This window comes from Sphingomonas sp. UNC305MFCol5.2, assembly GCF_000712135.1.
Classification (GTDB): domain Bacteria; phylum Pseudomonadota; class Alphaproteobacteria; order Sphingomonadales; family Sphingomonadaceae; genus Sphingomonas.
Genome location: NZ_JOOE01000004.1, coordinates 307,043 through 332,699, shown reverse-complemented (window position 1 = coordinate 332,699; position 25,657 = coordinate 307,043). Strand labels below are relative to the sequence as shown.

The window sequence follows — 25,657 nt, the reverse complement described above, 5'->3', positions numbered from 1 at the left end:
GAGGCGGCTTATTCCTGGATGCCCAGCAACTCGATCTTGAACAGCAAGGTCGCGCCGCCCGGGATCGGGCCCTTGCTCACCGGCCCATATGCCAGGTCCGAGGGCGAGACGATCTCGATCGTGTCGCCCACACCCATCATCGGCACCGCCAGCTGCCACGCCGGGATCAGCGCACCGAGCGGGAAGGTCGCCGGCTCGCCGCGCGTGTAGGAGCTGTCGAACTCGGTCCCGTCGACCAGCGTGCCGGCATAATGGATCCTGACCGTGTCGCGCACGGTCGGGTGCTTGCCCGATCCGTTGCCCTTGATCCGCCGCCAGCGCAGTCCGCCCTGAAGCGACTGCCACCCGTCGCTCGCCTTCAATTGCGCGAGCGCCAGCATCTGCTTGTTATGCCAGGCGGCGTCCTGCGAATGATCTTCGCCGCCGGCCTGCATCGCCACCGCCGCGGTGCCGAGCAGCACCACCGCCAGCCCCACGCCGACGAGTTTCGCGTTCTTCAAGCCAATCTCTCCTGTCCCGAGACGTTACGAGACAGCGCCATAGCGTGGCGAAGGGCTAGTTGAACAGCGCGAGCAGGATTCCCTTGCCGCGCCTGTCGGCGCCGCGGCCCAGGAACAGGTTGATCACGCCCTTCGTCGGATGCGTGACGGCATAGGTCCGCTGTCCCGTGGGCGCGAGGCGCACATCCATTTCGAACCAGGCAGTGAACGGTTGCAGGCGCGCAAGCTCCGCCGGCCGCGCGGGATCGAACGCCGGCCGCGCGATCGCAGCGAGCTTCGCCACGGCCTTGCCCGCCTCGCCGCCGATCAGGAAGCTCGCGCCCACCAGGCTTTCCCATTCGGCGACTTCGCTGCGGGTCACCGTCGGCGCCGTCGTGCCCCCGGATGTCGCCAGCGACGTGCGCGTAAGCTGCGCGGCGGCCAATGGCCCCATGCATGCTGCAGCGGCGGTGCCGCCCAAAACGAACGCGCGCCGAGAACTACGACTCGTGGTTTCCATGATTTTCACCCCCCGGTTACGCGAAGCGTACTCCAGGGAACTGCAACGCGCCAGAAACATATCCGATATGGAGGTTCCCGATCCCGGACAGTGTTTAGCGCAGCACCCGGCCCGCCACGGCATCGAGCTTCGCCAGCAATGCGGGATCACGCGCCGATGGCGCAGTGATCAGCGCCGCGTCCAGACACGTATCGATCGGCGATGCCGGCCGCTTCTCGGGCAGGTTGCGGAGCAGGTGCATGACCAGCCTGCGCGCCTTGGCGGCATTGGCCGCGAGCTGCGCGATCACCTGCGCGACATCGACTGCCTCCTCGTCCTCGCGCCAGCAATCATAATCGGTGACCATCCCCACCAGCGCGTAAGGCAGCTCGGCCTCGCGGGCGAGTTTCGCCTCGGGCATCCCGGTCATGCCGATGATATGGCAGCCCCAATTGCGATAGAGGTGGCTCTCGGCGCGGGTCGAGAATTGCGGGCCCTCCATCGCCAGATAGGTGCCGCCGATATGCGTCTCCGCGCCAGCCGCCCGCGCCGCATCGGCTGCCAGCGCCGACAGCCGCGGACACACCGGGTCGGCCATCGAGACATGCGCCACCAGCCCGGTTCCGAAGAAGCTCGACGGTCTGCCTTTGGTGCGATCGATGAACTGGTCGGCAATGGTGAAGCTGCCCGGCGGCCGGTCCTCGACGAGGCCGCCGACCGAGGAGACTGCGAGTATGTCGGTCACGCCCAGCCGCTTGAGCACGTCGATATTCGCGCGCGCGTTGAGCTCGGACGGGCTGATCCGGTGCCCCCGCCCGTGCCGCGGCAGGAACACCACGCGCACGTGACCGACCCGGCCGACGAAGCACGCGTCCGAAGGCTGGCCCCACGGACTCGCCGTCTCGACCCATTCGCCGCCTTCGATCCCCTCGACGTCGTAAAGCCCGGACCCGCCGATGATCCCGATCGTCCAGCCGCTCATACCGCTCCCTTGTCCACGTTGCGGCGCGCCCAGGCGAAATAGAGCAGCAGCCCGATCAGATTCCACACCCCGAACAATATTTGCGTCTGATGCGGCAGGCTGATGAAAAGATAGAGACAGCCGAACGCCGCGCCGAGCCCGACGAGCCACGCCGCCGGGGTGCGGAACGGCCGCACCGCGCCCGGCGCGCGGCGGCGCATCACCAGCATGCAGATGCCCACCGCCGCGAATGCAGTCAGCGTGCCGGCATTGGCGAGCGCCGCGATCTGGTCGATCGGGAAGAACGCCGCGAAGAAAGTCACCACGCACGCCGTGAAGATCGTGATCCGCACCGGCGTTCCGCGCCGCGACACGGTCGCGAGGCTCTCGGGCAGCATGCGGTCGCGCGCCATCACGAAGAAGATCCGGCTCTGGCCGTAAAGGAAGGCGAGGATCACTGTCGGCAACGCGATCACGGCGCTGGCGGCGAGGAAGGTCGCGGTTTTCGGCTGGCCGATCTCGCGCAGGATGAGCGCCAGCGGCTCGGGGCTGTCGGCGAAGCGGGTATAGCTGAGTGCACCCACTGCGGTGATCGCGACGATCATGTAGATCGCGACGCACGCCACCATCGATCCCACGATGCCGATCGCGAGATCGCGGCTGGGGTTCTTGGCCTCTTCCGCCGCGGTCGAGATCGCGTCGAAGCCGTAGAACGCAAAGAAGATGATCGCCGCCGCCGCCATCACCCCGCGCTCGACGCCGTCCGGGCTCATGTGCTTGGCGAAGCCGAACGGCGCGAAAGGCTCGAGATTGGCGCCGTTGAAATAAGGCAGCGCCACCGCGACGAACACGGCCAGCGCGATCAGCTTGACCACCACCAGGATCGCGTTGAGCGTCGCGCTCTCGCGCGTGCCGACGATCAGCAGCCCGGCCACCACCGCGACGATGAACAATGCCGGCACGTTGACGCCCCATTCGACGATCTGCCAGCCCGACATCACCGGGCCATGCGTCAGCGCCGCAGGCAAGTGTATGCCGAGCCCATCGAGAAATCCGACCGAATAGCCCGACCAGCCCACCGCCACGGTCGCCACCACCAAAGTATATTCGGCGAGCAGGCTCCACCCGACCACCCAGGCGACGACTTCGCCGAGCACGGCATAGCTATAGGTGTAGGCGCTGCCCGAGGCGGGGATCATCGTCGCCATCTCGGCATAGGCCAGCGCCGCGCAGGCGCAGATCGCCCCCGCCACGACGAAGGACAGGATCACCGCCGGCCCCGCGCGGTCGGCCCCCACGCCGATCAGCGTGAGGATGCCCGTGCCGACGATCGCACCGACGCCCAATGCGACGAGATGCGGCCAGGAGAGCGTGCGCTGGAGGCGGTGCGCCTGCGGGCGATCCTCCTCCGCGACGATCTGTTTCAGTCGGAACAGGCTGGCCATGTCGTCATCCCCTTTGTTGCCGCCGGTGATAGCGCTTCGTCCAAGCCACACAACCACCCGTCACCCCGGTGACGATTCCGGTTCAGGGTTCATGCAGCCGCGCTCGGAGATCGTTACACCATCGATCGATGGAGGCTTCGATGTTGCTCCCCGCCCTCGCCCTGCTCTTCGCCGTTCCCGACGATCCCGCGCCCAATCCGCAGATCGACTATGCCGGCTTCGCCACGCTCACCCGGGATGTCCGCGCTTCGCGTGCGAAGCGACTGCTCGGCTTCGCGGCGTTCAAGGCAAAGGCGGCCACGAAGGACGCGTTGATCCTCGACGCCCGTTCGGCGGACAAGTTCGCCGCGGGGCACATCGCCGGCGCGATCAACCTTCCGCTCACCGACTTCACTGCCGAGGCGCTGGCCGAAGCGATCGGCCCCGACCGCGACCGGCCGATCCTGATCTACTGCAACAACAATTTCTCAAACCACCGCGCGCCGGTGATGCTCAAGAACGCCGCACTCGCGCTCAATATCCAGACCTTCATCAACCTTATCGGCTATGGCTATCCGAACGTCTGGGAGCTGCGCGACGTGGTCGACTTCAACGATCCCCGGGTTGGATGGACGACCGGCGCGCCCGCGAACCTGGAAATCTGATCGCTGCCAGGGCGGCTTGCGACCGCGAGCATCATCGCTCCGCTCGCAGCAAGTCCACAGGGCGCCCTGCGCTGTTACGCGATCGACCATTTGCGAGGCATCGGTCCCGATCCGCTTTCGGCGCACGGCGACGGGCCGTATAGGGCGCCCGACAACGCCACCCCGCTCCCCTCCGAGCGCAACCTTCGTGGATCCGATGCAGAACATCTTCCCGATCATTCTCGCCCTCATTGCCGGACTGTGCGTCGCCGTGCAGACCCCGAGCAATGCGATGCTCGCACGCAGCACCGGCTCGCTCTGGCTGGCAGCCTCCACTTCGTTCCTCGGCGGCACTGCGGCGGTCGTCGCTACCTGGCTGCTGATCGATCGCACGCCGCTCGCCTCGGTGCGTCAGGCCCCGCCCTGGGCTTGGGTCGGCGGACTCTATGGCGCCTTCTTCGTCGCCGCAGTCGCTTTTGCCGCACCCAGGCTTGGGCTGGCGCTCACGCTGACCCTGACGATCGGCGCACAGCTGATCGCCGCAGTGATCCTCGACCATTTCGGGCTGCTCGGCCTGGATCGCTCGCCGATAACGCTCGCGCGCCTGGCAGGTGTGGTCTGTATCCTGATCGGCGTGCTGCTGGTTCGCCGCTGACCAAACGGTCCTGCTCAATCGGGTCGAAGCCGCCAGCAGGTCCTGCCCACTTAACCCGCCGGACACCTCGCCCCGCTCGCCACCCACGCCCGGGTCAATTCCCCGAACTGCGCCTGCGTGCCCGGCACCGGCGTGCGGCCGGGTCCCGGATTCCAGCCCCAGCCGACCAGGGTATCGTGCGCATTGTGCTCGATCAGCTGCTCGAGGCTCTTACCGCCGTTGCGCTTGCGATCCTTGATCTGCTGACAGATCTGGCCGAGCGTCTTGCCCTCCCACGCCATCTCGATCGGCGCGACATGCCATTCGGGATGCCCGGGGATGCTGCCGGTGCCGTTGGCGAAGGCGACGTTGCGCGGCCCGTGGCAGGTGCTGCATTCGAGCCCCGCCATGCCGCGATCGGCCGGCCCGCGCGATACCGGCGGGTTGTGCGGCTGCTGCGCGTCGCCCTGCAGCGGACGATCGGTGCGCGGATGGCAGTTCACGCAGCGCGGATGCTGGATGACCTTGCCCATCTCGGCGAAGATCGCGAGCGAGCGCGCATTCGGATCGGTGATGCCGGCGAAGGCGCTGACCGGTTTCAACCCCTCCACCTTCTGCTCGCGCGCCTGGCCGGCGATGGCGAGGGCCAGGGTCAGCGCCGCGGCGCCCAGTGCATATGCACCCAGCTTCATGCCCTGCCTCCCACCACGAACGGGAGCCGGCGCACGGATTTCCCGGTGAGCCTGCGCCACGCATTGGCGACCGCGGGCGCGATCGGCGGCAGCCCCGGCTCGCCGACTCCGGTCGGGTCCTTGTCCGAGGCGAGGATCGCGACCTCGACCTCAGGCATCTCGGCGATCCGCAACGAGCGATAGCTGTCGAAATTGCTTTGCCGGACGATTCCGCCCTCGCCCAGCTCGACTTCCGAATAGAGCGCGTGGCCAAGGCCGTAGCCGATGCCGCTCTCCATCTGCGCGCGGATCACGTTCGGATTGACTGCGATCCCGCAATCCACCCCGCACCAGACCTTGTGGACTTTGGGAAGCCCGTCCGGGCCCTTCGATACTTCCGCGACTTGCGCGACATAGGTGCCGAAGCTCTTCCATGCCGCCACGCCCCGCGCCCGACCCGCAGGCGGCCTCTTGCCCCAGCCGGCGATCTCCGCTGCTCTGGCGAGCACCGCCCTGGTCCGTGGGTCCTGCATCAATGCGAGCCGCCCCGCGACCGGATCCTTGCCGCCCATCACGAGCAGTTCGTCGATGAAGGTCTCGACTGCATAGGCGGTGTGCGTGTTCCCCACCGATCGCCACCAAAGCGTCGGCACACCAGCCTCCATGATGTGCTGGCCGACATAATGGTTGGCGAATTTGTAGCTCTCGGCGATCCCTTCGGTCAGCGCATCGTCCACGCCCGTGGACTTGAGCTCCGGGCTTTCCATCGGCGTGCCCTTCATGAAGCTCTGCGCGGCGACGACCTGATCCCAGGCGACGACGTTGCCCGAAGGATCGAGCCCGCCGCGGATCGTGTGCACCGCGAGCGGGCGATAGCGCCCGCCGCGTATGTCGTTCTCGCGGGTCCAGACATGCTTGATCGGGCCCTTGCCCCACGCCTTGAACGCCAGCGCCGCCTCGACCGCGAACTCCATCGCCGGGGTGACTCGCCGCCCGAAACTGCCGCCGGCGAACTGCTGGTGGAGCGACGCTTTTTCGAACGGCACGCCCAGCGTCGCGGCGATCGCAGTGAGTTCGCCGACCTGGAACTGGCTGCCCATCCACACGTCGAGTCTGTCACCGTTCATCTCGATCACTGCGTCCAATGGTTCCATCGGCGCATGGGCGAGATAGGGGAATTGATAGACCGCCTCGAGCTTCTTCGCCGCGCCCTTGAGCGCCGCGGCGGTGTCGCCGGTCTTCTCGACCTGCTTGCCAGGGCTCTCGCTCGCCTCGGCATATTGCGCATAGAGCTCGTCGCTCGTGCGCTTCTCGGCTTTGGAGAGATCCCAGGTCACGTCGAGCGCCGCGGCGCCCTTGCGCGCGGCGTAGCTGTCCCTGGCATAGACCACGACGCCTTGCGGGATGGTCTTGACGGCGAGCACCCCGGGGACCGCCAGCGCCGCAGTGTCAATCACGGCCTTGACCGTACCGCCGAACGCGGGCGGATGCGCGATCGCGCTGTGCACCATCCCCGGCCGCTGGATGTCCATCGTGAACATCGCAGTGCCGTTGGTCTTGGCGACGCTGTCGACCTTGGGCGTGTCCTTGCCGATCAGCGTGAACTGGTCGGGCGTCTTGAGCACGGGCTTTTCGGGCGGTTTGAGTGAAGCCGCGTCCGCCGCCAGCTCGCCGAAGCTCGCCTTGCGCGCGCCGCTCGACACCACGCCCTTCGATACCTTCACCGACGCGGCCGGCACGCCCCAGCGCTTCGCCGCCGCCGCGACCAGCATCGCCCGCGCCGAGGCTCCGGCATTGCGCATCTGCATCCAGCTATTGGCAATCGCAGTCGAACCCCCGGTGCCCATCGTCCCGAACATCAGATTCTTGTAGAGCGGGTCGTTGGCCGCGGACATCTCGACGCGGACCTGGCTCCAATCGGCATCCATCTCGTCGGCCACCAACGTGGCGAGCCCGGTCGCGGGCCCCTGCCCGAACTCGACATGCTTGATGATCACGGTGACGAGATTGTCGGTTCCCACGCGTACGAAGGCATTGGGCGCGAAAGGCAGCCCCGACTGGCCGGGCGCGGCCTTGGCCGCCTTGCCGATCGGCAATGCCATGCCGAGCACGAGCCCGGTCGACCGGAGGAAGCCGCGGCGAGTGGGGGTGACGGCGTTCATCGCTCAGGCCTCCATCGCTCTGGCGGCGTCATGGATTGCCTGCCGGATCCGGACATAAGTGGCGCAGCGGCAGATATTGCCCGCCATCGCCGCGTCGATATCGGCGTCGCTCGGTTTCTTCTTGAGTTTGAGCAGGCCGATCGCCGACATCACCTGTCCGGACTGGCAGAAGCCGCATTGCGGCACGTCGATGGCGACCCAGGCGCTCTGCACCGCCTTGGCCTCCTTGCCCGCCACCCCTTCGATCGTGGTGACCTGCCGGTTCGCGACCATCGAAACCGGCGTCACGCACGAACGCCGGTTCTTGCCGTCGAGATGCACGGTGCACGCGCCGCACTGGGCGATCCCGCAGCCATATTTGGTGCCGGTCAGCCCGAGATGGTCGCGCAGGACGTAGAGCAAGGGCGTCTCCGGATCGCCGTCGAAGCTTGCCGGCTTGCCGTTGAGCGTGAAATCGGTGGCCATGATCCCTCCGTCGGCGCCGCCCCGGAGTGGATCATAGACACACGTTCCGCTGCTCGCGAAGCGGAAAATTACCGCCCGCTCAGAACTTCAGCCGGCCGCCCAGCGACAGCACGAAGGCATGTGCGTTCCGCAGCTCGCCGGAGGTCAGGATCGGCGTCTGCGCCGCGGTTCCCGGATAGGCCGCGGTCACCCGGTCGATCGTCGCATCCTTGAAGTCGACATAATTGGCGCCGGCGTCGAGCGCGAAGCTCGGGGTCAGCTGATAGGATCCGCCGACCGCATAGTTCCAGCGATCCGAATCGGGCACGCGCGCGTCGCGCTCGCCGTCGCGAGTCGGGGTCTGGGCGTGCTGGACCCCGGCCCGAAGCGTCAGCTTTTGCGAGGCTGCATAATCGAAGCCGGTCGCGAGGCTCCAGCTGTCGCGGTAATTTTCGGGGATCGCGGTGTTGAGCGGCGAACCGAGGCGGATCGCATCGAACTTGCCCCAGCCATAATGGACCACCTGGCCGTTGAGCGTGAAGCGATCGCTCAGCCGGAAGCGCGCCCCGACGATGACCTGTGCCGGAGTATAGAAGCGCGCCTCGACGTCCGAGAGCGACATGTTCGAAGCCGCGAGCGGGCCGACCAGCCCGCTGATCTCGAGATCGCCCTTGAGCTTGTGCTCGATCGCCGACTTGTAGCTGACGCCGATCGTGGCGAAATCATTATGCATCTGGAAGCCGGCGCTCCAGCCCAGGTCCCAGCCATTGCCCTTCAGTTCCTGCCGCCCGTCGGGCAAGGCCGCGAGGATATTGGGAAGCGCGTTGCCGAGGCTCGCATCGGTATATTCGACGTTGAGCGCCGCGCCGACGCGCAGCCAGTCGGTCACCGCCACTGCGACCGAGGGCTGGATGTCGACCGTGCGCAGCTCGGTCTTGAGCGCGCTGTACCGCGCCCAGCTCGTCTCGGGATAATCGGTGGTGAAGCTGTAGGGCGAGGTGACTGCGAGACCCACCGCGACGCGATCGCCGAGCGGGATCGCGATCGCGCCCGACGGCAGCACGCCGTTGCTGATCGGATTGCGTGTCACTCCGTCTCCCCCGACCGGCGCGAAGGTGCCGCCCGGGCGGCGGATCAGCGTGCCGGTATCGGCGACCTCGCCGCGCGGCAGGATCAGCGAGCCGCTGATCGTCGCCTCGCCTTCGGTCATCCCCGCGATCGACGCCGGGTTCCACCACAAGGAAGCCGCGCCGGTGTCGGCCGCCTCGCCCGAAAAGGCGCGGCCCGCGGCGCGTGCCGCCTGTTCCTGGAGGTAAAAGGCCTGGGCATTGGCCGAAGCGGCGAAACCCACCGAGCCTGCCAGCGCGGTTGCGGCGGCGAGCGAAAGCTTGAGAGTCGACATGATACGCATCCTTGTACGCGGACAGAAAAAGCAGAAGGGCGGCGCCTCAGCGCACGCGGGTCCAGGTCTGGGTCTTGCAGAACGGCTTGAACACACAGCCGCGGACCTTGAGCTGGTCGGCGCCGGACGGCGTCACGTCCGAGCCATAGGTCTTGCCGTCCTCGGCATTGTAGATCTTGCCGCCGGTCCAGCTGCCGCCGCTCTGGGTGAAACCGCTCAGGATCTGCAGCCCGCGCAGCGGCCGATTGCGTAGCGCGGCGTCGGCATTCTTGGCGTCCTTCAGGTTCGGATTGGTCCGCAGCAGATCGGACGTGAGAATCCGCCCGCAGATCGAAGCGCCGCAGCGCTGGATCTCGACGATTCCGCCGCGCGTCTCGGTCTTCCAGCGGCCCATCGCCGCATCGGCGGATTGTGGACTGGCCGCGAGGGACAGTCCGATCAGGGTAAGCAACATACGCATCCTCTCGACACGCCCCCATACCGGATATTCGGCGGAGGTCGGGACGGCATCGGGACAAGCCCGTACCCGGGCACGCAAACCATGCCCGCGGGCGCTAGTTCCAAAGCAAACCGACCCAATTATGTCCTTTTATGTCCGGAAAGTTGCACGGCCCGGTTTCAATCGCTCGCGAAACCGAACGGCGTCACCCCGCTCTCGCGCTCGTTCGCCAGCATCGCGCGGCCGGCAGGAGGCGCCGATCGCTGCGGACAATCGGGGCGCGTGCATGCCCGGCAGCCGAGCCCGATCGGCACAGCGCGCCCGGCGAGGTCGCGCCCGGACGCTACGGCAAGCGTCCGCGCGTCCGAAGCCGCCAATCCGATGCCGATCGCGAAGCGAGCGGGCACGCTCGCCACGCGCGCACCCTGCGGCTGGACGGCGCGCGCCAGCGTGAACCAGCGGCTGCCGTCCTCGAGCTCGACCAATTGGCTCAGGATCTCGTCGCGCGCGAAGGCGTCAAAAATATTCCACAAAGGACAGATTCCGGGCCCCTCGACCAGCGGTGACCCGCTCGCCCCGGCATAGCGTTTCGAAACCTGCCCCGCGCGATCGACTCGCAGCAGGAAGAACGGGAGCCCACGCGCGCCGACGCGCTGGAGCGTGGTCAGCCGGTGCGCGACCTGGCTGAAGCTCGCCCCGAAGCGCCGCTGGAGCAGTTCCGGATCATAGCCGCTCGATTCGCATGCGCGCAGGAACCGGGCGTACGGCATCATCACCGCCGCGGCGAAATAGCCGCCGAGGTGACGCCGGTAGAGCCGCTCGGCGGCGCGATCGAGCGCCGCGCCCTTGACCAGCGCATCGATCTCGGGCCGCGCCTCGGTCGCCAGCCGTTCGGCGAGCGCGAAGCTGCGTGCGGGAGCGTCGAGCATTTCGGAGAGCTGGATCTGCCGTGCGTGCATGTCGAGCCGCTTCATCCGATCGGGCATCACGTCGGCGGGCAGGATCCGCACCGCGAGCTGATGCTTGAACCGCAGCCGCTCGGCCATCGCGCCGTACAGGTCGCCCGCGGCGATACGCAGCTCGTCCGCCAGCACCTCGGCCCTGGCATCCAGATCGGCGAAATGGTTGCGCCAGCGCTCGATCTCGCGGCGGACCTGCCGGCCGGCATCGTCGGGCTCGGGAGTGCCCGCCGCGCCGCCGCCGATCCGGTCATAAGCGCGCGCGAACGCCTCGGCGCCGCCGGGCGCGCCCGCCAGCCATTCCTCCAGCTGGTGCCGGTCGATCTCGAGATCGGCGAACAAGGGATCGGCGAGCCGCCGCCGGATCGCCTCGGCGCCGCCACCAGGTTCGCTCGCGGCGAGCGTGCGCGGATCGAAATCATAGGTCTGCGCCAGCCGCATTAACACCGTCGCGGAAACCGGACGCTGGTTGCGCTCGACGAGGTTGAGATAGCTCGGCGAGACATCGAGCGCCTCGGCCATCGCCGCCTGGGTCAGCCCCAGCTGGCGCCGCAGCCGGCGGATCGAATGTCCCGCGAAGAGCTTGCGATCCGCCATTCCCAAATGCCTTTGTTCCTGCTATGTTCTCCTTCGCCGACTCGGCGAGAATTTGTAAATAATTTACATGACGACAATCAACAAACAAGCGGTGGGCCACAATCAGACGCCAATTTCCTTTATAAGGGAATAGTCAACTTCATCAACGGCGCCGATATTCCGGGCACAAACTGTCAAGGAATCGACAATGCCGACGAGCTTCGACGATCTGGTCCCCGCGCCCAATGGCCGCTTCGACGGCATCGTCCGTCCGTATTCGGCCGAGGACGTGGCGCGGCTGCGCGGCTCACTGCCGGTCGAGCACACCATCGCCCGCCGCGGCGCGCTCAAGCTGTGGGAGCTGCTCAAGTCGGAGGAGTATATCCACGCCCTCGGCGCCCTCTCGGGCAACCAGGCGATGCAGATGGTCCGCGCCGGATTGAAGGCGATCTATCTGTCGGGCTGGCAGGTCGCGGCCGACGCCAACACCGCCGGCCAGATGTATCCCGATCAGTCGCTCTACCCGGCCAATGCCGGGCCCGAGCTGGCGCGGAAGATCAACGCCACGCTCCAGCGCGCCGACCAGATCGAGCACATGGAAGGCGGCGCCACGCGCGACTGGTTCGCGCCGATCGTCGCCGATGCCGAAGCCGGCTTCGGCGGCCCGCTCAACTGCTTCGAGATCATGAAGGCGTACATCGCCGCAGGCGCCGCCGGGGTGCATTATGAAGATCAGCTCGCATCGGAAAAGAAATGCGGGCACCTCGGCGGCAAGGTGCTGATCCCCACCCAGGCACATATCCGCAATCTGGACAGCGCGCGCCTCGCCGCCGACGTCTGCGGGGTCCCGACGGTGATCTGCGCCCGTACCGATGCCGAGAGCGCAAAGCTGATCACGTCGGACGTCGACGAGCGCGACCACGAATTCCTCACCGGCGAGCGCACCGCCGAAGGGTTCTTCCGGTTGAAGGAGGGCACCGGCGTGGATCACTGCATCAAGCGGGGCCTCGCCTTCGCCAGCCACGCCGACCTTTTGTGGTGGGAGACATCGAAGCCCAATCTCGACGACGCCCGTCGCTTCGCCGAGGCGATCGGGCGCGAGCACCCGAACAAGATGCTGGCCTATAATTGCTCGCCGAGCTTCAACTGGGAGAAGAATCTCGACAAGGACGACATCGCCCGCTTCCAGCGCGAATTGGGCGCGATGGGCTACAAGTTCCAGTTCGTCACGCTCGCAGGCTTTCACCAGCTCAATTACGGCATGTTCGAGCTGGCCCGCGGTTACCGGGATCGCGGCATGGCCGCCTATTCGGAGCTCCAGCAGGCCGAATTCGCCGCAGAAGCCAACGGCTACACCGCGACGCGCCACCAGCGCGAAGTCGGCACCGGCTATTTCGACGCGGTCGCCCAGGCGGTGGCCGGCGGCGAGAGCTCGACCACCGCACTCGCCGAAAGCACCGAAGCCGCCCAGTTCAACAAGCAAGCTGCCTGAAAGGAGCCACTACCATGACCAACGAACCCCAGCGCAGCCGCGCCGTCTTCTCGACCGAGGATTTCCGCCTGCTCCGCGAGGCGGTCGGCACGCATCTGCGCAAGATCAAGGACCAGCCCGAATCGACCAAATACGCCAATCTCTATCACCGCCTCGGCCGCGTCGCCTGAGGCGAGACTTTCCTGGGGAGGAAAGGATGTCCGCCGGAGGATTCCCCTCCGGCGGGCATTTCCCGTATCCGGTGTTCCGGCGAAGGCTGGAGCGTTGGCAGCCGTCAGCCTTCTCTCTCCAACGCTCCGGCCTTCGCCGGAACACCGCTGGCGGCCAGCCGCTCGACCCGCTCGAGATGCTCGTCCTTGCCGAACGGGAAACGCCGGTAGAAGAACGCCGCCGCGAAGCCGAGCGACAGATAGAGCGCGGCGAACAGGATCGTCAGCCGGTCCACCGTCTCCACCGGTACGCTCCCCGGCTTCGCCGCCTCGGGAAAGCCGGCGATGGCAAGGATCGAGCCCGCGACGAAGATGCCCAATCCGCTCGTGCATTTCTGGACGAAGAACGCGCCGGCAAAGAACACCCCTTCGGAGCGCCGCCCGGTCTCGACCTCCGAATGCTCGACGACGTCGGCCATCATCGATGCGCCGAGGATGGTCGACGAGACCGAGCAGGTCGCGTTGATCGTGAAGATCGCAAGCAGCAGCGGCACCAGCACGGGGTTGCCCGGCTCGGGAAACAATCCCGCCAGCCGCAGCCAATACGGCAAAGTGAGAAGCACCGCCGCCGCGATCATGAATCCCATCCCCGCCACCGGCTTGCCGGTGCGCTTCGCGACACGCGGCGCGATCAGGAACGCGCCCACCACGCCGATCAGCAGGATCAGCCCCAGCCATTGGAAGTCGGCGCCGCGAAAGCCCCAGACGTGCGCGTAGAGATAGTTGGACAGCGCATAGCTGATCCCCTGCGCCGAATAATAGCAGATCCCCGCGGCCATCAGGATCAGGAAGGCACGGTTGCGCACGCTCTCGCGCAGCTCGCGGAAATTGGCGCCGAGCGACTGGCGCTCGATCTCGGGGCGCGGCAGCCTCTTGATCTCGCGGTGCGTGCCCAACGCCGAAACGAGGATCGCGACGAACATCGCCACTGCCCCGGCGAGCGCGAAGCCGACATAGCCCTGCCGGTTGAGCAAACCGGTCTCCTGTCCCGGCTCGGGCGCGAGGAAATAGCTGTAGGATGCCACCAGCATCGCCATGCCGCCCGCCCAGCCGAACAGATAGCGATACGCCATGATCCGCGTCCGCTCGTCATAATCGGCGGAAAGCTCGGGGCTCAGCGCCTGCGACGGCACCTCGTAAGCCGAGACCGCGGTACGCACGAGCACGGCGCTGGCGAACACCCAGACCAGCATCGCCTGATGCGACCAGGCCGGCGGGTTCCACAGCAGCAGCCAGCCGAGCGCGATCGGCGCGGCCGAAGCATACATCCACGGATGCCGCCGCCCCCAGCGTCCGCGTGTGCGATCCGAGAGGAACCCGATTGCCGGATCGATGAACGCGTCGAGCAGCAATGCGCACATGATCGCGAAGCCGACCTGCGCCGAAGGCAGTCCGAGCACCTGATTGTAGAAGAGCAAGAGGAAGGTGGAGAAACAGAAATCCTTCACCCCATAGGCCACTGCGCCGAAGCCATAAGCCAGCATGGTGCCCTGACGCACCCGGCGGACCGGCGGAATGGCGGGAGAGGCTTGGTTCGCTTCGTTGGCGGCCATGGCCGATCCTCTCACGCACGATTCCGCTGCAGCATAAGTGGTGCGAGGGCCGCGTCAATCACGGGTATTGGAATATCGGGTATGGCTTGTCGGACTGTGAAGGTAGGCTATAGCATCCCGCTTAGAACAACAGGAACGGTTTCCCCGATGGCGCTCGATCCCGAGATCTTCGATGCCCTGATCGATACGATCCGCCGCTTCGTGAGCGAGAGGCTGCGCCCGCTCGAAGGCGAGGTCGAGGCCGCCGACGCCATTCCGGACGCAGTGATCGGGGAAATGAAGGGGCTGGGCCTGTTCGGCCTGTCGATCGCCGAGGAATATGGCGGGCTCGGGCTGACGATGCTCGAGGAATGCAAGGTCGCAATCGAGCTCGGCCGCACCACGCCGGCGTTCCGCTCGACCTTCGGCACCAATGTCGGGATCGGCAGCCAGGGGCTGGTGATGGCGGGCACGCCGCAACAGAAGGCCGAGTGGTTGCCGCGGATCGCCAGCGGCGAAGTGATCACTAGCTTCGCGCTGACCGAGCCCGATGTCGGATCGGATTCGGGTGCCGTGAAGACCCGCGCGGTCCGGGACGGCGACATCTATCGCCTCTCCGGCACCAAGCGCTTCATCACCAATGCCGACAAGGCGCAGCTTTTCACCGTGATGGCGCGCACCAGCGACGAGCCTGGGGGCCGCGGCGTCTCGGCCTTCCTCGTCCCCCGCGATTTGCCCGGCGTGTCGATCGGCGAGCCCGAGAAGAAGATGGGCCAGAAGGGTGCGCGCGTCGCCGACGTGGTGCTCGACGACACGCCTGTTCCCGCCGCCAACCGACTCGGCGAAGAAGGCCAGGGCTTTAGGCTTGCGATGCAAGTGCTCGATCGCGGCCGGCTGCACATCTCGGCGGTATGCGTCGGCGTGGCCGAACGGCTGATCGCCGATTGCGTCGCTTATGCCAGCGAGCGCAAGCAGTTCGGCAAGCCTATCGCTGAGCACCAGCTCATCCAGGCGCTGATCGCCGATTCGAAGACCGAGGCGATGGCCGCGCGCGCGCTGATGCTCGAGACCGCGGCGCGTAAAGACGCCGGCGAGAACACTACGATGGAAGCCGCCGCGACCAAGTATTTCGCATCGGAGATGGTCGGCCGCGTCGCCGATCGCGCGGTGCAGATTTTCGGCGGCGCGGGCTATATCGCTGATTACGGCATCGAACGGCTCTACCGCGACGTGCGGCTGTTCCGGATCTACGAAGGCACCAGCCAGATCCAGCAGCTGATCATCGCGAGAGAGACATTGAAACGCGGCGGATGAGAGGCAGAACAATCCCCCTCCCGCTTGCGGGAGGGGTTAGGGGAGGGTTCGATGCAATGCCATTTCGAGGGCACCCCGCTTAACCATCATCCCGGCCCTCTCCCGCAAGCGGGAGAGGGAGAAACAGGAGAGAGAAGATGGACACCAACAGCCTTTTCCGCCTCGACGGCCGCATCGCGCTCGTCACCGGCGGATCGCGCGGCATCGGTCGGATGATCGTCAGCGGCTTCGTCGCCCAGGGCGCCAAGGTCTATGTCTCGTCGCGCAAGGCAGAAGCGTGCGAGGAAACCGCGGCGGCGCTCGGCGAAAACTGCATCGCCCTGCCGCACGACATCTCCACCGTCGAAGGCTGCCGCGCGCTTGCCGAGGACCTCGCCGCACGCGAAGCCCGCCTCGACATCCTCGTCAACAATGCCGGCGCGGCCTGGGGCGAGCCGTTCGAGACCTTCCCCGAAAAGGGCTGGGACAAGGTCATGGACCTCAACGTCAAATCTCCCTTCTTCCTGACCCAGGCGCTGCACGCCCTGCTCAAGGCCGGCGGCTCGGCCGAGCGTCCCGCCAAGGTGATCAACATCACGTCGATCGACGGTCAGCGGCTCAATCCGTGGGAGACGTACAGCTACCACGCCTCGAAATCGGCGTTGATCTACCTGACCAAACGCATGGCCGCGCGGCTGGTGCGCGATCACATCAACGTCACGTCGATCGCTCCCGGCGCCTTCGCCAGCGACATGAACAAGGCTGCCCGCGATCACGGCGACGCGGTCTCGAAGGCGATTCCCGCGAAGCGTATCGGCAGCGACGAGGACATGGCCGGCACCGCGATCTACCTCGCCAGCCGCGCGGGCGATTATGTGATCGGCGACACGATCACCGTCGATGGCGGGCTGGTCAACGCCTCGCTTGGCGGCAGCATCGACGGCTAACGTCTCAGCGGGCGATCCCCCCCGCAGCGAGCACCGCCAACGTCACCAGCTCGCTTGCCGTCGCGGTCATCGGTGCGATCTGGACCGGCTTCTCCATGCCGATCAGCATCGGGCCGATCGTCGAATCGCCGCCTAGCTCACGGAGCAATTTGGCCGAGATGTTGGCCGATTGAAGCCCAGGCATGATCAGCACGTTTGCGGGGCCTGAGAGCCGCGCGAACGGGTATTTCGCCATCTGGCGCGGGTTGAGCGCGACATCGGGCGACATCTCGCCTTCATATTCGAATTCGACCGAGCGCTGGTCGAGCAGCTTGATCGCGCCGCGGACATTGTCGAGCCAGCGGCCTTCGGGATTGCCGAAGTTGGAATAGCTGAGGAACGCGACACGCGGCTCGTGGCCCATGCGCCGCGCGACCTGTGCGGTGCCCTCGGCGATCGCCGCGAGTTCCTCGGCGGTCGGCCGCTCGTTGACCGTGGTGTCGGCGATGAACACCGTGTGCGATTGGCCGACCAGCACATGGATGCCGAAGGCAGTGCGGCCTTCCTCATAATCGATCACCCGCTTCACCTGGCGCATCGTCTCGGCATAGGTGCGGGTAACGCCGGTGATCATCGCATCGGCCTCGCCCAGCTGGAGCAGCAGCGCGCCGAAGATGTTGCGATCGCGGTTGACGATGCGTTCGATGTCGCGGCGCAGATAGCCGCGGCGCTGGAGCCGGTTATAGAGGAACTCGACCATCCGCGGCACCAGCGGCGAGTTGACGCTGTTGTGCAGCTCGAAATCCTCGGGATTCGCACCGAGTTTCTGCAGCCGCTCATGGACCGATTCGCGCCCGACCAGCACCGGTGTGCCGTATCCGCCTTCCTTGAAGGCGATCGCCGCGCGCAGCACCACTTCCTCCTCGCCCTCGGCGAAGATCACGCGCTTCGGATTGCCGCGCGCGCCTTCATAAGCGAGGCTGAGCACCGAAGTCGTCGGATTGAGGCGGGCGCGCAGCGACTGGCGATAGGCCGCCATGTCGACGATCGGTTTGGTCGCCACCCCCGAATCCATCGCCGCCTGCGCGACCGCCGCGGGGACGATCTCCATCAGCCGGGGATCGAACGGCGCCGGGATGATATAATCGGGACCGAAGCTGTGCTGCGTGCCATAGGCGGCGGCGACTTCCTCGGGCACCTGCTGGCGGGCGAGCTCGGCGAGCGCGCGCGCCGCGGCGATCTTCATCGCGTCGTTGATCGTCGTCGCACGGACGTCGAGCGCACCGCGAAAGATGAACGGGAAGCCGAGCACGTTGTTGACCTGGTTCGGATAGTCCGAACGGCCGGTGGCGATGATCGCATCGGGGCGCGCCGCCTTGGCGACTGGCGGGCTGATCTCGGGATCGGGATTTGCCATCGCGAAGACGATGGGATTGGGCGCCATCGTCTTGAGCAATTCGGGCGACAGCGAATTGGCCGAGGCGAGGCCCACGAACACATCGGCGCCGTCGAGCGCGTCGGCGAGGGTGCGCTTCTCCGTGGCGACGGCATGCGCCGACTTCCACTGGTTCATATGCTCCTGCCGGCCCTGATAGATCACTCCGGTCAGGTCGAGCATCAGCAGATTGTCGTGCGGCAGCCCCATCGCCTTGATCAGCTCCGCACAGGCGATCGCCGCGGCGCCGGCGCCGAGCATCACCACCCGCGCGGTCTTGATGTCGCGCCCGGTCAGGTGAAGCGCGTTGATCAGCCCCGCCGCGGCGATGATCGCAGTGCCGTGCTGGTCGTCATGGAAGACCGGGATGTTCATGCGTTCGCGCAGGGTCTGCTCGATCACGAAGCATTCGGGGGACTTGATGTCCTCCAGGTTGATCCCGCCGAAGCTCGGCTCCATCAGCTCCACCGCGTCGATGAAGCGATCCACGTCTTCGGTCTTGAGCTCGAGGTCGATCGAATCGACGTCGGCGAAGCGCTTGAACAGCACCGCCTTGCCTTCCATCACCGGCTTCGAGGCGAGCGCACCGAGATTGCCGAGACCGAGGATCGCCGTGCCGTTGGAGATCACCGCGACCAGATTGCCCTTGGCGGTATAGTCATAGGCGAGCGAGGGATCCTCGGCGATCGCGCGGACGGGCACCGCGACGCCGGGCGAATAAGCAAGCGCCAGATCACGCTGGGTGGCCATCGGCTTCGAGGCGATGATCTCGATTTTACCCGGCCGGCCTTCGGAGTGGTACAACAGCGCCTCGCGCTCCGAAAACTGGACGTTCGATTCCTCAGCCATGCATCTCTCCTGACATCGACCCTTTAGGAGCGACGTTCCGGAGCCGCAACACGTCCGAAACACGATGCGCACGGAAAAATGATAGCGCTACCACCAGCCATGCCCGATGGCGTCCGCGATTCGTCCCCAGAAAATCCGGTCCACGGTGTTGATCGGCGGGCGGGTTCGGCTAACCCGGAAGCCGCATGTCCTCCGCCGCTCCCACTCCGATGATGGCGCAGTATCTCGCCCTCAAGGCCGAGGCCGAGGATTGCCTGCTCTTCTATCGCATGGGCGACTTCTTCGAACTCTTCTTCGACGACGCGAAAATCGCCAGCGCCTGCCTCGACATCGCGCTCACCGCGCGCGGCGAGCATGATGGCGAGCGCATCCCGATGTGCGGGGTGCCGGCGCATGCGATGGACGGCTATCTCGCCCGGCTGATCAAGGCGGGGCACCGCGTCGCCATCGCCGAGCAGACCGAGACGCCCGAGCAGGCGCGCAAGCGCATGGGGTCGAAGGCACTGGTCAACCGCGCGATCGTTCGCGTGGTCACTGCGGGGACGCTGACCGAGGAGGCATTGCTCGACAGCCGCACTGCCAATTGGTGCGTGGCGATCGGCGAGGCCGCGACGGGAGTGGCGATCGCTTGCGCCGACATCTCGACCGGGCGCCTCGAAGTGGTCGAGACCGATATGGATCGCATCGCGGCTGAGATCGCGCGCCTGAGCCCGGCCGAGACGATCGTGTGCGATGGCACGCACTTCGCCGAGCTCGGCACCGCCACGCGACCCAGGGCCGATTTCGACAGCGCGAACGGAGAAGCGCGGCTGAAGCGGCTCTTCGGTGTCGCCACGCTGGATGGCTTCGGCAATTTCTCCCGCGCAGGGCTCGCAGCGGCGGGAGGGCTGGTCGCCTATCTGGAGCATACCGCGAAGGGATCGCTGCCGTTCCTGCGGCCGCCGCGCCTCAGCCGCACCGACGCGGCCATGGCGATCGATGCCGCAACCCGCGAAAGCCTCGAACTGTGCATCAGCCAGTCGGGCACGCGCAAAGGCAGCTTGCTCGACGCAGTCGACCGCACCGTCACCGGCGCGGGCGCGCGCCTCCTCGGGCAGGACATCGCCGCACCGCTGATGGATCGCGGGGCCGTCGATGCGCGGCTCGATCTCGTGCAGCGCTTCCACGACGACAGCGGGCTCCGCGACATGGTGCGCGCGAGCCTGCGCGCGTTGCCCGATATCGGGCGCGCGCTCGGCCGGCTGGCGGCGGGACGCGGATCGCCGCGCGATCTGGGCCAGCTTCGCGACGGCCTCGACGGCGCGTGGCGGCTGGGTGAGCGGCTCGACGCGATCGGCACGCCGCCTCCTCTGCTCGCCGAGCTGGCGCCGCAGCTGCGCGGGCACGGCGCGCTGATCGACCTGCTCGCCCGTGCGCTCGTCCCCGAACCGCCGATCGACGCGTCGAACGGCGGGTATATCGCCGAGGGGTACGACGCCGCGCTCGACGATCTGCGCGATGCCGGCGCGGGCGGGCGGCGCGCGATCGCCGCGCTGGAGGCGGAGTATCGCGCGCGCACGGGCATCACGGCGCTCAAAGTGCGTCACAATGGCGTGCTCGGCTATCATATCGAAGTACCCGCGCGCGCCGCCGACCCCCTGATGAGGCCCGACAGCGGCTTCACCCATCGCCAGACGCTGGCCGGAGTGGTGCGCTTCAATGCGCCCGATCTGCACGACGTCGCGATCAAGGTGACGCAGGCGGGCGCGCATGCATTGACCGCCGAAGCGGCGCATCTCGAAGAACTGACCGGCCGTGCGCTCGAACGCAGCGAGGCGGTTGCCGCGACCGCCGACGCGCTCGCCCGGATCGACGTCGCCGCGGCGCTCGCCGAGCGCGCCGCCGAAGCCGGCTGGACGCGGCCGGCTTTGGTCGATCACGCCTGTTTCGAGATCGAGGGCGGGCGCCATCCGGTGGTCGAGGAAGCGGTCGCGCGCGCCGGGGGGCGTTTCGTCGCCAATGACTGCACGCTTTCGGAAGATTCGCGGCTGTGGCTGGTCACCGGGCCAAACATGGGCGGTAAATCGACCTTCCTGCGCCAGAACGCGCTGATCGCGGTGCTTGCGCAGGCGGGCAGCTATGTCCCCGCCACCCGCGCCACGCTCGGCCTCGTCGACCGACTGTTCAGCCGCGTCGGCGCATCGGACAATCTCGCGCGCGGCCGATCGACCTTCATGGTCGAGATGGTCGAGACCGCGGCGATCCTCGCGCAGGCGACGCCGCGCAGCTTCGTCATCCTCGACGAGGTCGGGCGCGGCACTTCGACCTATGACGGGCTCGCCATCGCCTGGGCGGTGGTCGAGGCTATCCACGAGGATAACCGCTGCCGCTGCCTGTTCGCGACGCACTATCACGAGCTGACCCGGCTGGCGGAGCGCTGCGACGCGCTGACGCTCCACAATGTCCGCGCGCGCGAATGGAAGGGCGAGCTCGTCCTGCTCCACGAAGTCGCGGAAGGGCCGGCGGACCGGAGCTACGGCCTTGCGGTGGCCCGGCTCGCGGGATTGCCGCCACTGACGATCCGGCGCGCCAAAGCTGTGCTCGACAAGCTCGAGGCAGGACGCGCGAAGACCGGCGGGATCGCCGCGGGGCTCGACGATCTGCCATTGTTCGCCGCGGCGGCGGAGGCCGAGGAGGAGAAAGTCGACGCACTGCGGGCGGAGCTGGAGGCGATCGACATCGACGCGCTTAGTCCGCGCGAGGCATTGGAGACGCTGTATCGGTTGAAGGGGCTCGCTGGGGACGGCGCGTAGGCCTCCGTGGTGCGCGTTAGCGGCTCACCTTGACTCGAATTTGCTCTATAGCCGCCCGCGATGACCGACCCGATGACCCGCATCGCCGAGGCGCTCGAACGCCTTGCACCGCCACTCGCCCCGCCTGCCGACCCGCTCGCCCATCCCGCTTATGTATGGCGTGGGCATAGCCTCGCGGCGGCGCGGGCTTTCGCGCCATTGCCACTCGAAATGCTCCGCGGAATGGAGCCGCAGCGCGATGCGCTGCTCGCCAATCTCGCGCGGCTGGCGGCAGGCAGCGCCGCGCAGGACGTCCTGCTCTGGGGCGCACGCGGCACCGGCAAGTCGGCGCTGGTCAAGAGCGCGGTCGCGGCGGTGCAGGCGAAGGGCGGAAACCTCGCGCTGGTCGAGGCGGTCACCCAGCATCTCGATGCCTTGCCCGAACTGTTCGCATTGCTCGCCGCCTCGGCCCGGCCATTCGTCATCTTTCTCGACGATCTCGGCTTCGATGCCGCAGGCGACGCGCGCGCGCTGCGCTCGCTGCTCGAAGGCGGCGCCGAGGCACGGCCGGCCAATACGCGGCTGATCGTCACGTCGAACCGCCGCCATCTGATCCCGCGCGACATCGCCGAGCAGGCCAGCGCGATCAATCCGCGCGATTCGGTAGACGACAGTCTCGCGCTCGCCGACCGCTTCGGGCTGAGCCTCGGCTTCCACGCGATCGACCAGGATACCTATGTCGACATCGTGCGCGGTTATGCCGAGGCGCATGGCCTGAGCTTCGATCCCGCCGAGGCGATCAACTGGGCGACCCGACGCGGCAGCCGCTCGGGACGAGTCGCATGGCAGTATGTCGTCGATCTCGCCGGGCGCTCGGCCAAGTCTTTGTAAAATAAAGTTGATCCACATCAACTATAACCAAGACGAGGCTTGACAGCAGCAGGACGAACGCGCCTGTTCCCTTCCCGGAGATGGGGCGAATAGGAGAACTCGACCTGCCCGAAAGGCTGGCGCCGTATGCGCCGGCCTGGGTGACGCAAACGCTGTTCGCGTTTCTCTGCGCGGCGGCCGGAATAGCCGCACGCGCACTCGTCGACATCTTCGCACCCGGCGCCGGTCCATTCGCGCTGGGCTACCCCGCGGTATTGGTCGCGGCGCTCTTCGCGCGTTGGCAGTCGGGCGCGCTCGCCGCCCTCCTGACATTGCTCCACACCTGGTACTTCCTGCTGCCGCCGCTGTATTCCTTCTACCCCAAGGGTCCGGCGGACGGACCGCGGCTGCTCGTCATCGTGATCGCTTATGTGATCATGCTCGCCGTCGCCGAAACTTTCCGCCTGGCGGTACGCCGCGCCACGGCCGAGCGCGACCGCCAGATTGCCGAGCGCGATCTGTTCCTCGAGGAATTCGACCACCGGGTGAAGAACAACTTCACGCTCGTCGCATCGTTGCTCGAAATGCAGCGCCGCCGCGCCGGCAACGGCGAGACCGCGGAAGCGCTGGCCAGCGCGCTGGCGCGCGTCGAAAGCATCGCGCGTGCGCATCGCCATCTATATCGCGGCGCCGCGGCTCCGGGCGAGGTCGACATGGCGACCTATATCCACGAACTCTGCGCCGCGCTGGAAGAGGCACTGTTCCGGCGCGGTGCGATCACGCTGGCGTGCGCGGCGGATCACGCGGCGCTGTCCCGCGATCGGGCCGTGTCGATCGGCCTGATCGTCAATGAACTCGTCACCAACGCCGCCAAGCACGCATTCGGAGATCGCGAGCGCGGCGCGATCCATGTACGGTTCGAGAGACGGCCCGGAGGCTGGCGCCTGATCGTAGCCGACAACGGCACCGGCATGCCTGCCGGGGCACCGAACCAGCGTCCGGTCGGTCTCGGGCAGCGGCTGATCGAAGGCTTTGCCCGGCAGGCGCGAGGAACGATCCGAACCGAGAGCGGCACGGAGGGGACCGTAGTTGCGGTGGATCTGGAGGGGTAATCGAGCGAGCGTCTGGAATGCCACGTCACCCCGGCCTTGTGCCGGGGTAGGGCGAACGGCGGGTGGATATTACCCCAAAGCCTCGACCTGTTCGGCCAGTTCGAGCCAGCGCATTTCCGCCGCGTCCTTCTCGTCGCGCAACTTGCCGATCCCGTCGCTCAGGCTGGCGAACTTGCCCGGATCGCGAGCGTAGAGATCGGGATCGGCCAGCGCCGCCTCGTCCTTCGCGATCTGCGCCTCGATTTCCTCGATCCGCCTGGGCAGCAGATCATAGTCGCGCTGGTCCTTGTAGCTGAGCTTGGTCGCCTTCGGCCGGGGCGCTTCTGTCGCGACCGGTTTCGGCGCGATCTTTCTGGGCTCGGCCCGCACCGTCCGGCGCGCCTCCCAATCGGCATAGCCGCCGGCCACGACGTCGACCTTGCCGCTGCCGTCGAGCCCGAGCGTCACTGTCACCGTGCGATCGAGGAAGTCGCGATCGTGGCTGACGATCAGCACGGTGCCTTCATAGTCGGCGATGACTTCCTGAAGCAGGTCGAGCGTCTCGAGATCGAGATCGTTGGTCGGCTCGTCGAGCACCAGCAGGTTCGACGGCCGCGCGAATTCGCGTGCGAGCAGCAATCGCGAGCGTTCGCCGCCCGAAAGCGTGCCGATCTTCGCGTCGGCGAGGTTGGGCTCGAACAGGAACTCCTTCAAATAGCCGTGGATGTGCTTCTTGACCCCCAGCACGTCGATCCATTCGCCGCCCTGGGTGAGCACGTCGCGCACCGTCTTGGCGGGATCCATCAGGCTGCGCTGCTGATCGATGATGACCTCGTCGAGCGTCTTGGCGAGCCGCACGCTGCCTTCGTCGGGCGCGAGTTCGCCGGTGAGCAGCTTGAGCAAAGTCGTCTTGCCGGCGCCGTTCCGCCCGACCACGCCGATCCGGTCGCCCTTGGTTACGCGCAGCGTCAGGTCCTTGATGATCGTACGGTCGCCGAAGCGCTTGGTGATGTGCTTGGCGTCGATCACCACCTTGGTCTGTGCATCGTCCGATCCGATCGCGAGCTTCGCGGCGCCCTGCGGCCCCATCATGGCGGCACGCTCGGCACGCATTTCCTTTAGCTTGGTCAGCCGGCCCTGGTTGCGCCGCCGGCGCCCGGTGACGCCGCGCAGCAGCCAATGCTCCTCGATCTTGAGCTTCGCATCGAGCTTCTGCGCGTTGCGCTCCTCCTCGGCATAGACCTGTTCGGTCCATGCCTCGAAGCCGCCGAAACCGATCTCGGCGCGGCGGATCGCCCCGCGGTCAAGCCACAGGGTCTGCTTGGTCAGTCGGGTGAGAAAGGTGCGATCGTGGCTGATCGCGATGAATGCGCCGTTGTAGCGGCTTAACCATGATTCGAGCCAGTCGATCGCCGCGATGTCGAGATGGTTGGTCGGCTCGTCCATCAGCAGCACGTCGGGGTTCTGCGCCAATGCACGCGCGATCGCGGCGCGGCGGCGCTCGCCGCCCGAGGCAGTCGTGGCGTCGCGGCCGAGATCGATGCCGAGCTGGTCCGCAATCGCCTCCGCCTCGTAGCGCTCCGGCGCATCGTCGCCGGCGAGGACGAAATCGAGCAAAGTGTCGAAGCTGGTCACCTGCGGATCCTGTTCCAGCAGGACGACATGCGTACCCGGCACGATCGTGCGGCGGCCCTCGTCGGAATCGATCCGGCCGGCGATCAGGCGAAGCAGAGTCGATTTGCCCGCGCCGTTGCGCCCGATCAGCGCTAGCCGGTCGCGCTCGCCGATATAGAGGTCGAGCCCGCGGAACAACCAGCCGGAACCCTGGACCAGTCCGAGGCCCTCATATGCAAGTACAGGTGCAGCCATGGCGCGCCACCTAGGGGGCCCGAACG

The 25,657-nt window shown here is 66.9% G+C and carries 22 protein-coding genes; 9 read left to right on the top strand and 13 right to left on the bottom strand.

Annotated elements, in window-relative coordinates; translation table 11 throughout:
* Window positions 1–8: 8 nt before the first annotated feature.
* From BR78_RS0117655 to BR78_RS0117640, 4 genes are all read right to left on the bottom strand, one after another.
* Complete coding sequence (locus BR78_RS0117655) at window positions 9–500, bottom strand: FKBP-type peptidyl-prolyl cis-trans isomerase (RefSeq protein ID WP_331280255.1); 492 nt, start codon at window positions 498–500, stop codon at window positions 9–11.
* A 55-nt stretch (window positions 501–555) separates the two neighbouring features.
* Window positions 556–933, bottom strand: a complete 378-nt coding sequence (locus BR78_RS0117650; RefSeq protein WP_156022361.1) for a DUF6916 family protein — start codon at window positions 931–933, stop codon at window positions 556–558.
* Window positions 934–1,093: 160 nt separating this feature from the next.
* Window positions 1,094–1,960 carry an S-methyl-5'-thioadenosine phosphorylase gene (locus BR78_RS0117645; protein WP_029937263.1) on the bottom strand — a complete coding sequence of 289 codons (867 nt, stop codon included), beginning with the start codon at window positions 1,958–1,960 and terminating at the stop codon, window positions 1,094–1,096.
* Window positions 1,957–3,384 carry an amino acid permease gene (locus BR78_RS0117640; protein ID WP_029937262.1) on the bottom strand — a complete coding sequence of 476 codons (1,428 nt, stop codon included), beginning with the start codon at window positions 3,382–3,384 and terminating at the stop codon, window positions 1,957–1,959. Before BR78_RS0117640 ends, BR78_RS0117645 begins: the two co-directional genes overlap by 4 nt.
* A 140-nt stretch (window positions 3,385–3,524) precedes the next feature.
* Here BR78_RS0117640 and BR78_RS21060 point away from each other — a divergent pair, with 140 nt between their 5' ends.
* Both BR78_RS21060 and BR78_RS0117630 read left to right on the top strand, forming a co-directional pair.
* Window positions 3,525–4,028: a rhodanese-like domain-containing protein gene (locus tag BR78_RS21060; RefSeq protein ID WP_197021399.1), complete on the top strand. Its 504-nt coding sequence runs from the start codon at window positions 3,525–3,527 to the stop codon at window positions 4,026–4,028.
* A gap of 196 nt (window positions 4,029–4,224) precedes the next feature.
* Window positions 4,225–4,662 carry a DMT family transporter gene (locus tag BR78_RS0117630; protein WP_029937260.1) on the top strand — a complete coding sequence of 146 codons (438 nt, stop codon included), beginning with the start codon at window positions 4,225–4,227 and terminating at the stop codon, window positions 4,660–4,662.
* Window positions 4,663–4,712: 50 nt separating this feature from the next.
* On the opposite strand, the gene BR78_RS0117625 is transcribed toward BR78_RS0117630, so the two are convergent.
* From BR78_RS0117625 to BR78_RS0117600, 6 genes are all read right to left on the bottom strand, one after another.
* Window positions 4,713–5,333, bottom strand: a complete 621-nt coding sequence (locus BR78_RS0117625) for a hypothetical protein (protein ID WP_029937259.1) — start codon at window positions 5,331–5,333, stop codon at window positions 4,713–4,715.
* Window positions 5,330–7,474: a xanthine dehydrogenase family protein molybdopterin-binding subunit gene (locus BR78_RS0117620; RefSeq protein WP_029937258.1), complete on the bottom strand. Its 2,145-nt coding sequence runs from the start codon at window positions 7,472–7,474 to the stop codon at window positions 5,330–5,332. The genes BR78_RS0117625 and BR78_RS0117620 overlap by 4 nt, the downstream gene beginning before the upstream one ends.
* A 3-nt stretch (window positions 7,475–7,477) precedes the next feature.
* Window positions 7,478–7,939 carry a (2Fe-2S)-binding protein gene (locus BR78_RS0117615; protein WP_029937257.1) on the bottom strand — a complete coding sequence of 154 codons (462 nt, stop codon included), beginning with the start codon at window positions 7,937–7,939 and terminating at the stop codon, window positions 7,478–7,480.
* 79 nt (window positions 7,940–8,018) lie between these two features.
* Window positions 8,019–9,329: an OmpP1/FadL family transporter gene (locus BR78_RS0117610; RefSeq protein WP_443027684.1), complete on the bottom strand. Its 1,311-nt coding sequence runs from the start codon at window positions 9,327–9,329 to the stop codon at window positions 8,019–8,021.
* A 37-nt stretch (window positions 9,330–9,366) separates the two neighbouring features.
* Window positions 9,367–9,774, bottom strand: coding sequence for a DUF2147 domain-containing protein (locus BR78_RS0117605; RefSeq protein WP_029937255.1), 408 nt, complete (start codon window positions 9,772–9,774; stop codon window positions 9,367–9,369).
* A 164-nt stretch (window positions 9,775–9,938) separates the two neighbouring features.
* A complete protein-coding gene (locus tag BR78_RS0117600; protein WP_029937254.1) occupies window positions 9,939–11,315 on the bottom strand; it encodes a helix-turn-helix domain-containing protein in 1,377 nt (458 codons plus the stop codon).
* Window positions 11,316–11,502: 187 nt separating this feature from the next.
* Here BR78_RS0117600 and aceA point away from each other — a divergent pair, with 187 nt between their 5' ends.
* Window positions 11,503–12,786 (top strand): isocitrate lyase, encoded by a 1,284-nt coding sequence (gene aceA / locus BR78_RS0117595; protein ID WP_029937253.1) that lies wholly within the window; start codon window positions 11,503–11,505, stop codon window positions 12,784–12,786.
* A 14-nt stretch (window positions 12,787–12,800) separates the two neighbouring features.
* On the top strand, window positions 12,801–12,956 hold the full coding sequence (locus BR78_RS22025; protein ID WP_197021398.1) for a hypothetical protein: 156 nt from the start codon (window positions 12,801–12,803) through the stop codon (window positions 12,954–12,956).
* Between the two features lie 104 nt (window positions 12,957–13,060).
* Here BR78_RS22025 and BR78_RS0117585 read toward each other — a convergent pair whose 3' ends face one another.
* Window positions 13,061–14,548 (bottom strand): MFS transporter, encoded by a 1,488-nt coding sequence (locus BR78_RS0117585; RefSeq protein ID WP_231478305.1) that lies wholly within the window; start codon window positions 14,546–14,548, stop codon window positions 13,061–13,063.
* A 147-nt stretch (window positions 14,549–14,695) separates the two neighbouring features.
* Here BR78_RS0117585 and BR78_RS0117580 point away from each other — a divergent pair, with 147 nt between their 5' ends.
* Window positions 14,696–15,841 carry an acyl-CoA dehydrogenase family protein gene (locus BR78_RS0117580; protein ID WP_029937251.1) on the top strand — a complete coding sequence of 382 codons (1,146 nt, stop codon included), beginning with the start codon at window positions 14,696–14,698 and terminating at the stop codon, window positions 15,839–15,841.
* A gap of 137 nt (window positions 15,842–15,978) precedes the next feature.
* Window positions 15,979–16,767: an SDR family oxidoreductase gene (locus BR78_RS0117575; protein ID WP_029937250.1), complete on the top strand. Its 789-nt coding sequence runs from the start codon at window positions 15,979–15,981 to the stop codon at window positions 16,765–16,767.
* 4 nt (window positions 16,768–16,771) lie between these two features.
* Here the strand turns inward: BR78_RS0117575 and BR78_RS0117570 are convergent, their stop codons facing one another.
* The gene (locus tag BR78_RS0117570) at window positions 16,772–19,030 is read right to left on the bottom strand and encodes an NADP-dependent malic enzyme (protein ID WP_029937249.1); all 2,259 of its coding nucleotides are present in this window, start codon (window positions 19,028–19,030) and stop codon (window positions 16,772–16,774) included.
* Window positions 19,031–19,239: 209 nt separating this feature from the next.
* Here BR78_RS0117570 and mutS point away from each other — a divergent pair, with 209 nt between their 5' ends.
* From mutS to BR78_RS0117555, 3 genes are all read left to right on the top strand, one after another.
* Window positions 19,240–21,822: a DNA mismatch repair protein MutS gene (gene mutS, locus BR78_RS0117565; RefSeq protein ID WP_029937248.1), complete on the top strand. Its 2,583-nt coding sequence runs from the start codon at window positions 19,240–19,242 to the stop codon at window positions 21,820–21,822.
* A gap of 60 nt (window positions 21,823–21,882) precedes the next feature.
* Window positions 21,883–22,692 carry a DUF815 domain-containing protein gene (locus BR78_RS0117560; protein ID WP_029937247.1) on the top strand — a complete coding sequence of 270 codons (810 nt, stop codon included), beginning with the start codon at window positions 21,883–21,885 and terminating at the stop codon, window positions 22,690–22,692.
* 80 nt (window positions 22,693–22,772) lie between these two features.
* On the top strand, window positions 22,773–23,783 hold the full coding sequence (locus tag BR78_RS0117555; RefSeq protein WP_051683400.1) for a sensor histidine kinase: 1,011 nt from the start codon (window positions 22,773–22,775) through the stop codon (window positions 23,781–23,783).
* 69 nt (window positions 23,784–23,852) lie between these two features.
* Here BR78_RS0117555 and BR78_RS0117550 read toward each other — a convergent pair whose 3' ends face one another.
* Entirely contained in the window at window positions 23,853–25,631 is a 1,779-nt protein-coding gene (locus BR78_RS0117550) for an ABC-F family ATP-binding cassette domain-containing protein (protein ID WP_029937245.1), read from the bottom strand.
* Window positions 25,632–25,657 lie beyond the last annotated feature (26 nt).